Source organism: Sphingomonas degradans (assembly GCF_053502645.1).
This window is the reverse complement of record NZ_CP177172.1, coordinates 1,126,882-1,140,457: the sequence shown is the minus strand read 5'-3', so window position 1 is coordinate 1,140,457 and position 13,576 is coordinate 1,126,882. Positions and strand designations below refer to the sequence as shown.

Genomic DNA, 13,576 nt, shown 5'->3' with positions numbered 1-13,576 from the left:
ACGAATGGTAGCGCTATCGTCAACGCGGCATAAGCCGCACGGGACCATGAAGAGAGGATAGGCTGTTGCGTCTTTCGCTGAAATTTCCGACGGCTGCGGCCGCCATTGCGCTCCTTGCCGGCTGCACCGGCGGCGACCCGGTGCAAAACGGCGCCGCGTCCAATACGACCGCAAACGCATCGGACGAAGCACGCAGCCCGGATGGCAAGCGCTACCTCGCCCAGCCGCTGGTCAAGGACCTGTTCTTCGCCGATCCCTCCGCGCATGTTTTCGACGGCAAGGTCTATGTCTATCCCAGCCACGATGTCGACGCGGGCATCCCCGACGACGACCTTGGCAGCCAATATGCGATGCACGACTATCAGGTGCTGAGCATGGACCAGCCGGGCGGTCCGGTAACGGTGCACCCCGTCGCGCTCGACCTGAAACAGATCCCCTGGGCCTCCGAAAAGCTCTGGGCACCGGACGCTGCGGTCAAGAACGGCATCTATTACCTCTATTTCCCGGCCAAGGATAAGCAGGGCGTGTTCCGCATCGGCGTGGCGACTTCCAACTCGCCGGTCGGCCCGTTCAAGGCGGAGCCGCAGCCGATCCAGGGCGCCTATTCGATGGACCCCGCCGTCTTCACCGACGACGACGGCCAGAGCTACCTGTATCTCGGCGGCATCTGGGGCGGCCAGCTCCAGCGCTGGGCGACGGGCAAATACGATCCCAACGGCGGCGATACCGATCTGAAGAAGGACGATCAGCCCGCCCTGTCGGGCAAGGTGGCGCGCCTCGCGCCCGACATGAAGACCCTGGCCGAGCCGCTGCGCGACGCGGTGATCCTGGATGAAAAGGGCAAGCCGGTCCTGGGCGGCGACCATGACCGCCGCTTCTTCGAAGGGTCGTGGACGTTCAAGCGGGGCGGCAAATATTATTACATGTATTCGACCGGGGACACGCACTACCTCGCCTATGCGATCGGCAGCAGCCCCTATGGCCCGTTCAAATATACCGGGCGCATCCTCGAGCCGGTGCAGGGCTGGACCAGCCATGGCTCGGTCTTCGAATTCAAGGGCAAATGGTATCTGGCGTACCATGATTCCCAGCTCTCGAATAAGAACCACCTCCGCTCGGCCAAGATCACCGAACTGACCTTCCGCCCGGACGGCACGATCGAGACGCTGAAGCCTTTCAAGGACTGACCCACGCCTTCGCCTGCGGTGCTCCGCCACCGCAGGCGCTTTTGCAACCAGCCGTAATTCCTGCACATTTGTTCGCAATCGATGCGCGCCCCTCCCGGCGCGCGTGCAGAATGCGCCTTCACGACGGCAACCTGTGAAGGCGTGACATGCGGACATTGCGAACGGCGATATTCTGTCTGGGCCTGCTGGCGGCATCCGCCCCGGCGGCGCAGGCGCAGGAATTTTCGCCCAATTACTTCGGCTGGTCGACCATCATTCCCTCGTTCGCGCGGACCGACATCCTCGGCACCCACCTGCGCGAGCTTGAGCGCCAGGACGCAGCGCGCGCCGCCGCGCGACGCGGGCGCGCCGCCCCCGCCACTTGATCAACCGGGTTGAAGCCCTACAGATCAGACCGGGTTGATCCTCCACAGTTTTGGCCGGGTGCTTTTGGTGGTTCGCGCAGCCTGTATCGGGGCGGTGCGAAGCGCCGGAAGCGGCCCGAGCGGTCGATTACACCCAGGTCGGTGTCGCAGAACCGCACGAGGTGCGAACCGTCCTCCTGCGCGGTGATACCGACCACCTCGCCTGCCAGCGATTCGCTCACGAACACGCGCCCCTGGCGCCACTTGATGTCCCCCGACCCCTGCACCGTGCGCGCTTCGTGATCGGCGTCGTACCATGGCTCCGGCACGCGTTCCGGCATCGTCCTTCGCGATGCCTGCCACAGGCTCGCGGGCGCGACCTGGCCAAGCGCCTCGTGCGGCCGCTCTTCGTTATAGTGCGCACGGAACGCATCGAACCGTGCCTGCTGCGCGCCCAGCGTCGCCGCCGCGGGCCGCGAGGTCTGCCCCTTGAGCTCGCGGTGCATCCGCTCGTGACGGCCGTTATCCTGCGGCGAGGCAGGGCGGATGAAGTGGGGCCGAACCCCCAGCTTGAGCCACCATGCCGACAGCCGCGTAAGCCCGCCCGCGCCATCCGATCCGAACGGCGGCCCGTTGTCGCAACGGATCGCCTGCGGCAGGCCATGCGCCTGGAACAGCTGCTCGAATACCGGTCGCACACCCGCAATCGACGGATCGGTGATGCGCACTTCCAGCAGATAGCGGCTGTACGCATCCGTCACTGTCAACGGGTCGCAACGCCTGCCATCCCGCGTGCGGAACCAGCCCTTGAAGTCGCACGCCCATTCCACATTGGGCGCATCCGGCCAAAGCGGCTGCGGATCAACCGCGACCCCACGCCTGCGTATGCGCCGCGGCGCAACCAACCCGCTTCGCTTCACGATGTCCCCGATCGTGGAGGCCGCTGGCCAGTCCCTCCCCGGCGCCTCCCGCTCCAGCCACGCCAGAATCTTCTTCGGACCGAAATGCGGATAGCGTGTCCGCACCGCAATCACCGCCGCCTCCACCTCCGCCACCGTCCGGTGCGGACAACTGCGCGGCGCGTGCGAGCGATCCGCAAACCAACGCGCATCGCCACCCGCGCGCCGCGAATGCCACAGGTAAAAGGTCGACCGATCAATCCCGTAGCGCGCACACAGCGCCGTCACGCTGAATGCCCCGGTATCGTAATCCGACAGCAGACCTATCCGCCGCTCCATCCGGCTGCTCTCCACAAATGGCATCGAAGAAACCCTCCTGCGACACAACGCTGCCGTGGAGGATCAACCCGGTCCAATCTGTGGAACATCTACCCGGTTCGTACCACTGCGACCCCCAGCCCCGCCCCTGCCGCGCTCCTGCGCTACACGCCGTCAAAGGCACGGCGCGACGCCAACCTCGCGGGCTTCCTGTCCCAGACCAGGGCGCGCGACCCCGCCGGCGCCCGCGGCCTGCAGGAATTGTTCGCGCAGGGCGACGTCATCGCGCGGATGACGCCGCTGATCGGCGGCTATGGCCTGCGCATCGACAATGTCGCCGATGCCTATGCGCTGTGGTGGATCAGCGTGTGGGCGGCGGCGCATGGCCGGACCGACACGTTCGACAAGGCCACCTACCAAGCCGTCCGCGCCCAGGCCGCCGCCGCCCTGTCCGCAACGCCGGAGATCAAGGCGGCGGACGACGCGGCAAAGCAGCAACTGGCCGAGGCACTGCTGATCCAGTCCGCACTGCTCGACGGCGCGACCGAACAGGCAAAGGGCGACCCGGCCCGACTGGCGCGCGTCGCAAAGGCCGCCGCACAGGGCGGCCGCGGCATGGGCCTCGACCTGATGGGCATGACGCTGACGCCCTCGGGATTTGTCGCGGCGAGGTAGGCACGCGCCGGGCTGCGGACGGCGCCTAAGTCGTGCATTCATCAAACGAACTGTCAGCAAGCGCCCCACAAACGGAGTCTAAAAGCCATGCTCATTCCTCCCCCGGAGGGGGAGGGGGACCGGCGAAGCCGGTGGAGGGGTAGTCGCCGCGGGCGGTAGCGACGATGTGACGGATCGCAGCTTCTACGTCGGACAGTATGATCTGCGCGGGGATGCGAAGCACCCGAACGCCCTGCGTGCAAAGCCAGCTGTCGCGGATCGCGTCTCGATCTGGCCGATCGCCACGCGCATGCGCTTCCCCATCGATCTCCACGGCAAGTTTGCAAGACGGACAGAAGAAATCGAGGACATAGACGCCTGCCGGATGCTGACGGCGAAACCGCAACCCTTCGGGGCGGGCTCGAAGCGCCTGCCACAGTAGAACTTCAGGCAAAGTCATACGCTGCCGCAGATGCCGGGCAAACTCCTGCGTTTTCTTCGGACCGTGAAGCATGCGGCGACTACCCCTCCACCAGCCTGCGGCTGGTCCCCCTCCCCCTCCGGGGGAGGATCAAGGAAAGCACCATCCGCGCACCAGCAGCTTCCCACCCCTTACCGCCCGTCCAGCCCACGTCCCGAGCGCGGTCGCTATGCGTCCACGACCTCGGACTTCGCGCGCGATTGCAGTGCGTACACGATCGCAGCGCCGGCGAAGGGCCAGCATGCGTTTTGCAGCGCGCCATACACGCCAGAAACCAGCTGTATGCGAGCGATCTTGTAGCCGCCCTCCGCAAGGATATGCATGGGTGCGCTACTGACCTGCGCCGACGTCGCAAGATACATCATGACTGCGACGACCACGCCGATCAGTAAAATTATGAGGCTGACCGCAAGGAGAATTGCCGGAGCCTTGTACATCGACCACGCGAAAAACTGGCGCATGCAATCCCCTTCTGTGAAAACACTTGTCCCCGATTGCGCGAGGCTATGCTCGCATGGTGGATAAGGCAAGGGATCGGTCGCAGGCATAGGGCCAGGGCAGCCGGACCGGCACGCCCCCACACCTGCCCGCCCCCCCAAAAAAAAGGGGCGGCGCACTGCACCGCCCCGATGGGAATCCAACGCGGAGGGGGCGCCGGATCAGAACTTCAGGCGAAGGCCCGCATAGTAACGGCGGCCGATGATGTCCCAGATCGCATTGGGGCTGCCGTTGGGCGTTCCCGTCCACAGCGGCGGCTGCTGGACGTCGAACAGGTTGTTCACGCCCGCATACAGCTCGAAATGCTCGATACCCTTGTAGCGGATCTGCATGTTGTTGTAGTTCTTCGCGCCGATCGTAAAGTATTTCCTGTCGGGCAACGAGCCATCGGCCAGCCGGAACGTCGTCTGGTAATTCTCGTAATCGAACATCTGCTTGCCCGTAACCTCACCCGTCAGGGTGAAGCCGAAGGTTTCATTGTCCCAGTTCAGCCCATAGTTGAACGAGTCGCGCGGCGTGCCGATTTCGCCCATGGTGTTGTCATAGGCATCGCCGGTCAGCGGCACGATGCCCTGCTTGAGCAGATGGGTCCAGCTGCCCGACCAGGTGGCGGTGCCGCCGAACAGGTTGTGGCTGTAGCTCGCCGTCATGTCGATGCCGCGCGTGAACTGGCCGCCGCTGTTGACCAGCCCGCGCACCACCTGTTCCACCGAACCGGTGCTGAACGCACCCGAAGGCTGTTGCCGGCGCGTGACGAACTGGCAGAAATCGGCCAGCCCGCTGACATAGCATTTGTTGAGCACGGTCGCCGCCGCCAGCCGGTTGATCGCGTTCTCCAGCTTGATGTCGTAATAATCGGCGGTGATCGTCAGCCCGCGCAGCGCCTGGATCGAGCGCGGGTTGATGACGACGCCGAACGTCATCGTCTTGCCGGTTTCCTGCTGGATGCCGGGGTTGCTGGCGGTGATGCTGCCGACGCCCGCGGTGTCGGACGAGGTCAGCGTCATCGAACCATTGGCGTTGATGTTGGCCAGCACCCCCGGGTCCTTGCGGCAATTCACGGCCACCGCCGTGGTCTGCGCCAGCGTCACGCCCTGGCACGGATCGGTGATGTTGATGATGCCTGCCGCCGCCGCCGCGTACAGCTCGCCGATGTTCGGCGCGCGCACGGCATGGGCATAGACCGCGCGGAAACGCACGTCCTCGACCGGCGCCCATTCGCCGCCGATATTCCATGCCCAGAAGCTGCCGACCGTCGAATAATCGGACACGCGCGCCGCACCGCGCAGCGACAGGTTCTGGAAGAACGGCGTGTCGTGCAGCAGCGGCACGACGATTTCGCCATACGCTTCCTTGACGTTGAACCGCCCCTTGGTGTCGAGCAGCTGGACATAGCCGTTGCGCGCCGCGTTGGTCAGCGGATCGAAATCGTCCATGCTGTATTCCGAACGCCATTCGGCGCCCACCGACACCTGGACCGGCCCGGCGGGCAGGTTGAACAGCGTGCCGCCGACGTTGAGCGCCGCAGTCTGCAACTCCTGCTTCGAATAGCGGCTCATCTCGGTCATCAGCCACGCGGCGGCTTCCTTCGACACCTTCGACGTGCCGTCGGCGTTCAGGCCGAACACGTTGATCGGCACGCATCCCTGCGACCGCGCATTGGCATCGACGCAGATCGCTTCGCTGGTGTTGCCGTCCTTGTCATAGTCGAACACGTCGGGGATCGCCTGCACCGACTGCGCGAGGCGATACAGGTCGGCCAGGCCGGTCATGCTCTGGCGCTGCTTGGTGAAGCCGTACTGATAGTAGAAGTCGGCGCTCCAGTCGCCCATCAGCTGATAGGTGCCGCCCACCACCGCGCGGAAATTGTCGCGCTCGGTCGGGGTGCTGCGCGTGCCGTCGCCGAACATCGTCGTGCGCAGCAGGAAGCTGACGTCCTTCGATGCGATCGCGTCGTTGGCCGCGCGATTGTCCGCCGCGTTGAACACGGCGGTCGGCACGAACGGGTTGTTGAGGATGCGGACATCCGCCGGGTTGGTCGGGTTCACCACCTGGAACTGGATCGGGAAATACCCGTTCGTCCCCGTGAACGCGCCCAGCGCGCTGTCGGTGCGCATCGGCGATGCCTCGCGCCGGCCCTTGGTCTTGTAGTTCGAGAAGGTCGATTCGACGAACAGGTTGAGCTTGTCCGTCACGTCGAAATTGGCGCGCGTGGCGACCGTGATCTGGTTCGACGGCGACGCCTGCTGGCCGAGCGCAGCGGCGTTATAGCCGTATTTCTGGATCTTCGCGACAACCGTGGGGTCGTTATAGTTGGTGCCGTTGACCGCCGGATAGGTGTCCAGCGTGCCGTCGGGCAGGATCAGCCGGCTGCCGACGCCGCCGAAGTTGAACACCCCGCCCGGGCCCACGTTCGACGGCTGGTAGAATCGCGTGAACAGGTTCTGTGCCGCGGTCAGGTTGTTCGCGCTGTTGCCGCCCACGCGCTGCGTGTTGCCCAGGCTGCTATAGCCGGCGGCGGTCCGCTCGCGCTTGTAATTGGGCACGTCGCCTTCGTGGTTGTACCCGGCAAAGACCATCACATTGCCGCGGCCATCCGCGAAATTCTGGCCGAAGGTTGCGTTGATCGAATAGCGCTTGTCGTCGCCCAGCTCCGAAATGCCGGCCTGCGCATTGGCCTGGAGGCCCTCGAAGTTCTTCTTGTAGACGAAGTTGACGACGCCCGCGATCGCATCCGATCCATAGACGGCCGATGCGCCGCCGGTCAGCACGTCAACGCGCTCGACGAACGACGTCGGGATCATCGACAGGTCGACCGTCGAGGTGCCGGGAATGCCCGCCACCGAACGGCGGCCATCGATCAGCACCAGCGTGCGGTTGTCGCCCAAGTTGCGCAGGTTGACCGTGGCGAGGCCCGGACTGGTATCGCCGGCGTTGCTCACACGGGTCTGGCCGGGCACGCCCACTGCCGGGATCTGCGACAGCGCTTCCTGCACGTTGGTCGCGCCGATATTCTGGATCGTCTCGGCGGTGACGGCCTGCAACGGCGACGGCGAGGTCAGCGTCGGGCTCTTGATGCGGCTGCCGGTGACGACGATCGCGTCGTTCTGCGCCACCGTTTCCTGCGGCGCCTCGGCGATGCTGTCCGCCGGCGTCGCGGTCTGCGCAAAGGCGGCAGGCGCGACGATCATCGTCATCGCACTCACCCCGGTCAGCAACGCACCGCGCAGCAACGGCGCGCCGTGCGAGATCTTCAAAGCCTTTTTCATTTCCACTCCCTTTCGTTTTTTTATCGTGCCTGGGCACGTCACGTCATTCGGTGCGACCCCGCCGCGCCGTCGCGTCCTATCTGGCGGCAGCGCTGGGCGCTCCGCCGAAATCCTGGTGGCCCCTCACGCCGCCGCCTCGGCTTCCAGCTCGGCGATGGCCTGCGCATATTGCGCCGCGTCGGGCACGCCGTGGTGCCAGCTGGCGCGGTCGCGCATGAAGCTGATGCCCTGTCCCTTGATCGTGCTGGCGATCAGCACGCGCGGCCGGTCGCGCGGTGCGGCGGCATCGTCGAGCGCCGCCAGCAGCGCCACCGGGTCGTGCCCGTCCACCGCGACCACGTCCCACCCGAACGCGCGCCATTTGTCGGCCAGCGGCTCCAGCGCATTGGTATCCTCGGTCCCGGCGCCTTGTTGCAGCCGGTTGCGGTCGACGATCACGGTCAGGTTGCCCAGCCCGCGATGCCCGGCGAACATCGCCGCCTCCCACATGCTGCCTTCCTGCAACTCGCCGTCGCCGGTGAGCACGAACACGCGGTAGTCCGCGCCGTCGATCTGCCCCGCCACTGCAATGCCCACGCCGACCGGGAAGCCATGCCCCAGCGGGCCGGTATTGGTCTCGACGCCGGGCAGATAGTTGCGGTTCGGATGGCCGTTCAGCCGCGATCCGGGCTTCAGATAGGTGTCGAGTTCCGCCTCGGGGAAAAATCCCGCCCCGGCGAGCGCGGTGTACAGCGCGCCCGTGCAATGCCCCTTGCTCAGGATGAAGCGGTCGCGATCCGGCGCGGCGGGCCGGTTCGGATCGACTCGAAGGATATCGAAATACAGCGCAGCGATGATGTCCGCAGCCGACAGGTCGCCGCCCGGATGCCCCTGGCCGGCGTCGAAAATCATCTTCAACAGGCGGCGGCGCATCCAGTTGGCGCGCTCCCGCACATGGGCAGCACGACCTTCCAAATGCGCGGAGCGGTCACCCGCCACCTCCGGCTCCTTCAGCTTTTGCATCGCTCTCTCCTGCCCGCTGGTTAGCCGGGGAAAGCGGCATTTGCAACGATTAGTACTATAATATCTTCAATATTCCGCACGCCGGGCTTGCGACTTTTTTGTTTTCCGCGATTTAGCGTAAAAATTGACAAGTGCGGAGCCCCGCCCCTAGATCGGCGCGCAGCCCGCCGAGACGCGCGGGACGCGAATTTTGGGAATGGGGATAATGAAAAGACGCGACTCGCGCGGGCCCACGGACGCAGCTTCCCCCCATCCCAGCGCATATCCTAAGGTCCCCGCATGATCATCGCCTCTGCCAGCGACTTTCGCGAGTCCGCCCGCCAGCGCCTGCCGCGCTTCCTGTTCGATTATGCCGATGGCGGCGCCTATGCGGAGGAGACGCTGCGCCGCAATGTCAGCGATCTCTCCGGCATCGCGCTGCGCCAGCGCGTCCTGCGCGACGTCGCCGCGATCGACCTGACGACGACGCTGTTCGGCCAGCGCCTCGCCCTGCCCGTCGGCCTGGGCCCGGTCGGAATCGCCGGCATGTACGCGCGGCGCGGCGAGATGCAGGCGGCACGCGCGGCGCGCGCGGCGGGGGTGCCGATGTGCCTGTCCACCGTGTCGATCTGCCCGATCGAGGAAGTGGCGCAGGCCGCCGACCCCTTCTGGTTCCAGCTCTATGTGATCCGCGACCGCGCCTTCATGCGCGATCTGATCGCCCGCGCAAAGGCGGCGGGGGCAAAGGCGCTGGTCTTCACCGTCGACATGCCCGTCCCCGGCGCGCGCTACCGCGATGCGCATTCGGGCATGTCGGGCCCCCGCGCGCCGCTGCGCCGGGTGCTCCAGGCGATGGGCAGGCCGCGCTGGGCATGGGATGTCGGCCTGCGCGGCCGCCCGCACACGCTCGGCAACCTGCTGCCCGTGCTGGGCAGCGATAGCGGGCTCAACGACTATATGGGCTGGCTGGGCGCCAATTTCGATCCGTCGATCCAGTGGCGCGACCTCGAATGGATTCGCGCCGCCTGGGACGGCCCCCTCATCATCAAGGGCATTCTCGACCCCGAAGACGCGCGCGAAGCCGCGGCGATCGGCGCCGACGGCATCGTCGTGTCCAACCATGGCGGCCGCCAGCTCGACGGCGTGCTGTCCACGGCCCGCGCGCTCCCGGCAATCGCCGACGCAGTGCGCGATCGGATGACGGTGCTGGCGGACAGCGGCGTGCGCAACGGGCTGGACGTGGTGCGGATGCTCGCGCTCGGCGCGCACGGCGTGCTGCTGGGCCGCGCCTGGGTCTATGCGCTCGCCGCCCAGGGCGAGGCCGGCGTCGCCCGGCTGCTCGACCTGATCGCCAAAGAAATGACGGTCGCGATGACGCTGACCGGAGTCAATCGGATCGACGCGATCGACCGCTCGATCCTTGCAGGGGACATGCAATGAAGCTTCTGGATGGAAAGACCGTGCTCGTGACCGGCGGCTCGACCGGCATCGGCCGCGCCGCCGCCATCGCCGCCGCGCGCCACGGCGCCGATGTCGCGATCAACTATGTGTCGAGCGACGAGAAAGCGCACTCCTGCATCGCCGAGATCGAGGCGCTGGGCCGCAAGGGGCTGGCCGTGCAGGGCGATGTCGCGCTGCCCGAAACCGCGACCGATTTCGTCGCGCGCGCGGTCGATGCGTTCGGCAAGGTGGACGTGATGGTGTCGAACGCCGGCATCTGCCCGTTCCACGCCTTTCTCGACATGCCGGTCGAAACCGTCGACCGCACTTTCCGCGTCAACCTCCACGGCGCCTATTACATGGTCCAGGCCGCCGCACGGCAGATGGTGGCACAGGGCCATGGCGGCGCGATCGTCGCCGTCTCGTCGATCTCGGCGCTGGTCGGCGGCGAGTTCCAGACGCACTATACCCCGACCAAGGCGGGGGTGCATTCGCTGATGCAGTCCGCCGCGATCGCGCTCGGCAAGCACGGCATCCGCTGCAACAGCGTCCTGCCCGGCACGATCCTGACCGAGATCAACAAGGACGATCTCGCCGACGATGCCAAGCGCCACTACATGGAACAACGCACCCCGCTCGGCCGCCTTGGCATGCCCGAGGATCTGGCCGGCCCGATCATATTCCTCGCGTCCGACATGGCGGCCTATGTCACCGGCGCCGCGCTGCTGGTCGACGGCGGCATGTACGTGAACCTGCAATAGCACCCCGCCCCGATCCGTTTCGGCAGCGATTTCCCGCCCGCTGCTTCGTCGGCAGTTGACTTGATTAGTACTATTATACAATGAACGTCAGACAGCGGCCCGGTGCACGGGTCCGCGCTTCGGGGAGAGGGAAGTCTGATGCACGCCGGCACGTTCCTGCTGGCCGCGCTCGCGGCGGCTGCGGCTTCGGCCATGCCCGTCGCCGCGCAGACTCCGCCGCTCGCCGTGGCGCCCGGCGGCCATTATCTGCGCGCCGGGGGCCAGCCCTTTTTCTGGATGGGCGATACCGGCTGGCTGCTGCTCAGCCGCACCAGCCGCGCCGAGGCCGAACACTATCTGCGCACGCGCAAGCGCCAGGGCTTCAATGTCGTCCAGGTCATGGTCCTGCACACCGAAAAAATGACCAACCCCGCGACCGGCCCGGCGCTGGTCGATGGCGACCCCGCCCGCCCGCGCACCACGCCGGGCAGCGATCCGGCCAAGCCCGGCGAATATGATTATTGGGACCATCTCGATTGGATCGCGCAACAGGCGGAGGCGCTCGGCATCTATCTGGCGCTGGTGCCCGCCTGGGGCTCGATCGCCGACAACGGCACGCTGACCGCACAAAACGCGCCAACCTATGGCCGCTTCCTCGCCGAACGCTATCGGGGGCGCCCGAACATCGTCTGGCTCAACGGCGGCGACACCCGCTCGGAAATGCGCACGGCGGTGTGGGACGCGCTGGGCACCACGATCAAGCGCCATGATCCCGGCCACCTGATGACCTTCCACCCGATCGGCCGCACCGATTCGGCGTGGCAGTATCACGATGCGCCCTGGCTCGATTTCAACATGTTCCAGTCGGGCCACCGCTCCTATGCGCAGGAAGGGGCGAATGCGATCGGCGAGGACAATTGGCGCTATGTCGCGACCGATTGGGTCCGCCTGCCCGCCAAGCCCGTGATCGACGGCGAGCCTTCCTACGAAAACATCCCCCATGGCCTGCACGAAGCGAACCAGCCGCGCTGGCTCGCCGCCGATGCGCGCCGCTATGCCTGGTGGGCGGTGATGGCCGGCGCATTCGGCCACACCTATGGCGAAAACCATGTGATGCAGTTCTTCACGCCCGGCGCAGACACTGCCAATTTCGAACCGGTCACGCCCTGGCAACAGGCCATCGAGGCGCCCGGCGCCAACCAGATGCAGTATCTGCGCCGCCTGATCGAATCGCGCCCGATGCTGGAGCGCGTGCCCGACCAGGCGCTGATCCTCGACAACGGCACGCGCTACGATCGCGTGCTGGCCAGCCGGGGCACGGGCTATGCCTTTGCCTATACCTATACCGGCCGCCCCTTCACGCTGCGGCTGGGCGCCATCGCGGGAAAGCGGGTGCGCGCGCACTGGTATTCGCCGCGCGACGGCCAGTCGGTGGCGATCGGAACATTCGACAATCGCGGACAGCACCGCTTCGACCCGCCGGGGGAAACCGCGCCGGGCAACGACTGGGTGCTGGTGCTCGACGCCGCGCGCGCGCCGCGCGCCGGCCAATAAGGGAATGCGCATGAGCCTGCCGAAGATCAAACATGTCCGCGCCTTTGTCGCGCGCGGGGGTGGCGGCGCCGACTATCACGATCAGGGCGCCGGCCACTGGATCGACGATCACATCGCCACCCCGATGGCGCGCTATCCCGAATATCGCGCGTCGCGGCAGAGCTTCGGCATCAACGTGCTCGGCACGCTGGTGGTCGAGCTGGAGGCCGATGACGGCACGATCGGCTTCGCAGTGACAACGGGGGGCGAACCCGCCGCCTATATCGTCGAAAAGCACCTCGCCCGCTTTCTGGAGGGGCGCAGCCCGGTCGATGTCGAGAAGATCTGGGACCAGATGTACTTCTCGACCCAATATTATGGCCGCAAGGGGCTGGTGATCAACGCGATCTCGGGCGTCGACCTCGCGCTGTGGGACCTGCTGGGCAAGCTGCGCGGCGAGCCGGTCTATCACATGCTGGGCGGTGCGGTGCGCGACGAGCTGCAATTCTACGCCACCGGCGCGCGGCCCGATGTCGCGAAGGAACTCGGCTTCATCGGCGGCAAGCTGCCCCTGCACCACGGCCCCGCCGAGGGTCTGGAGGGGCTGGAAAAGAACATCGCGCTGCTCGCCGACATGCGCGCGAAATGCGGCGACGATTTCTGGCTGATGTACGATTGCTGGATGTCGCTCGATCTCGACTATGCCACCCGCCTTGCGCACCGCGCCTGGGACGAATGCGGGCTCAAATGGATCGAGGAAGCGCTCAGCCCCGACGATTACTGGGCCTATGCCGCGCTGAAGAAGAATGCGCCCAAGGGCCTGCTCGTCACCACCGGCGAGCATGAGGCGACCCGCTGGGGCTTCCGCATGCTGATGGACATGGAATGCTGCGACATCATCCAGCCCGATGTGGGCTGGTGCGGCGGCGTGACCGAACTGATCAAGATCGCCGCCTATGCCGATTCAAAGGGGGTCATGATGGTCCCGCACGGATCGTCGGTGTACAGCTACCACTTCGTGGTCACGCGCCACAATTCGCCCTTCGCCGAGTTCCTGATGATGCATCCGGGGCCGACCGAAGTGGTGCCGATGTTCGCGCCGCAATTGCTGGGCGAGCCGGTTCCCGTGAACGGCAGGATCCGGGCCAGCGCGCTGGACAAGCCGGGCTTCGGCGTCGAGCTTAACCGCGACGTGCCCCTGCACCGTCCCTATTCTCGCTAAGGAAACCTTC

The 13,576-nt window shown here is 66.1% G+C and carries 12 protein-coding genes; 7 read left to right on the top strand and 5 right to left on the bottom strand.

What is annotated here, in order from left to right; translation table 11 throughout:
• Window positions 1-65 precede the first annotated feature (65 nt).
• On the top strand, window positions 66-1,187 hold the full coding sequence (locus ACG3SL_RS05100; protein ID WP_448664061.1) for a glycoside hydrolase family 43 protein: 1,122 nt from the start codon (window positions 66-68) through the stop codon (window positions 1,185-1,187).
• 146 nt (window positions 1,188-1,333) lie between these two features.
• The gene (locus tag ACG3SL_RS05095) at window positions 1,334-1,552 is read left to right on the top strand and encodes a hypothetical protein (RefSeq protein WP_448664060.1); all 219 of its coding nucleotides are present in this window, start codon (window positions 1,334-1,336) and stop codon (window positions 1,550-1,552) included.
• A gap of 17 nt (window positions 1,553-1,569) precedes the next feature.
• On the opposite strand, the gene ACG3SL_RS05090 is transcribed toward ACG3SL_RS05095, so the two are convergent.
• Complete coding sequence (locus tag ACG3SL_RS05090) at window positions 1,570-2,793, bottom strand: integrase core domain-containing protein (RefSeq protein ID WP_448662704.1); 1,224 nt, start codon at window positions 2,791-2,793, stop codon at window positions 1,570-1,572.
• Here ACG3SL_RS05090 and ACG3SL_RS05085 point away from each other — a divergent pair.
• The gene (locus ACG3SL_RS05085) at window positions 2,686-3,423 is read left to right on the top strand and encodes a DUF6683 family protein (protein ID WP_448665072.1); all 738 of its coding nucleotides are present in this window, start codon (window positions 2,686-2,688) and stop codon (window positions 3,421-3,423) included. The genes ACG3SL_RS05090 and ACG3SL_RS05085 overlap by 108 nt on opposite strands.
• Window positions 3,424-3,514: 91 nt before the next feature.
• On the opposite strand, the gene ACG3SL_RS05080 is transcribed toward ACG3SL_RS05085, so the two are convergent.
• The 4 genes from ACG3SL_RS05080 to ACG3SL_RS05065 all read right to left on the bottom strand — a co-directional run bounded on the left by ACG3SL_RS05080 (window position 3,515) and on the right by ACG3SL_RS05065 (window position 8,652).
• Window positions 3,515-3,862 (bottom strand): endonuclease domain-containing protein, encoded by a 348-nt coding sequence (locus ACG3SL_RS05080; RefSeq protein WP_448665071.1) that lies wholly within the window; start codon window positions 3,860-3,862, stop codon window positions 3,515-3,517.
• 188 nt (window positions 3,863-4,050) lie between these two features.
• On the bottom strand, window positions 4,051-4,344 hold the full coding sequence (locus tag ACG3SL_RS05075; protein ID WP_448664059.1) for a hypothetical protein: 294 nt from the start codon (window positions 4,342-4,344) through the stop codon (window positions 4,051-4,053).
• A gap of 198 nt (window positions 4,345-4,542) precedes the next feature.
• Window positions 4,543-7,650, bottom strand: a complete 3,108-nt coding sequence (locus tag ACG3SL_RS05070; RefSeq protein ID WP_448664058.1) for a TonB-dependent receptor domain-containing protein — start codon at window positions 7,648-7,650, stop codon at window positions 4,543-4,545.
• A 123-nt stretch (window positions 7,651-7,773) separates the two neighbouring features.
• Window positions 7,774-8,652 (bottom strand): transketolase, encoded by an 879-nt coding sequence (locus ACG3SL_RS05065; RefSeq protein WP_448664057.1) that lies wholly within the window; start codon window positions 8,650-8,652, stop codon window positions 7,774-7,776.
• A gap of 279 nt (window positions 8,653-8,931) precedes the next feature.
• Here ACG3SL_RS05065 and lldD point away from each other — a divergent pair, with 279 nt between their 5' ends.
• From lldD to rhmD, 4 genes are all read left to right on the top strand, one after another.
• A complete protein-coding gene (lldD, locus tag ACG3SL_RS05060; protein ID WP_448664056.1) occupies window positions 8,932-10,071 on the top strand; it encodes an FMN-dependent L-lactate dehydrogenase LldD in 1,140 nt (379 codons plus the stop codon).
• Window positions 10,068-10,832, top strand: a complete 765-nt coding sequence (locus tag ACG3SL_RS05055) for an SDR family NAD(P)-dependent oxidoreductase (RefSeq protein ID WP_448664055.1) — start codon at window positions 10,068-10,070, stop codon at window positions 10,830-10,832. Before lldD ends, ACG3SL_RS05055 begins: the two co-directional genes overlap by 4 nt.
• A 138-nt stretch (window positions 10,833-10,970) precedes the next feature.
• Window positions 10,971-12,365, top strand: coding sequence for a glycoside hydrolase family 140 protein (locus ACG3SL_RS05050; protein WP_448664054.1), 1,395 nt, complete (start codon window positions 10,971-10,973; stop codon window positions 12,363-12,365).
• A gap of 10 nt (window positions 12,366-12,375) precedes the next feature.
• Window positions 12,376-13,566, top strand: coding sequence for an L-rhamnonate dehydratase (gene rhmD, locus ACG3SL_RS05045; RefSeq protein WP_448664053.1), 1,191 nt, complete (start codon window positions 12,376-12,378; stop codon window positions 13,564-13,566).
• Window positions 13,567-13,576 lie beyond the last annotated feature (10 nt).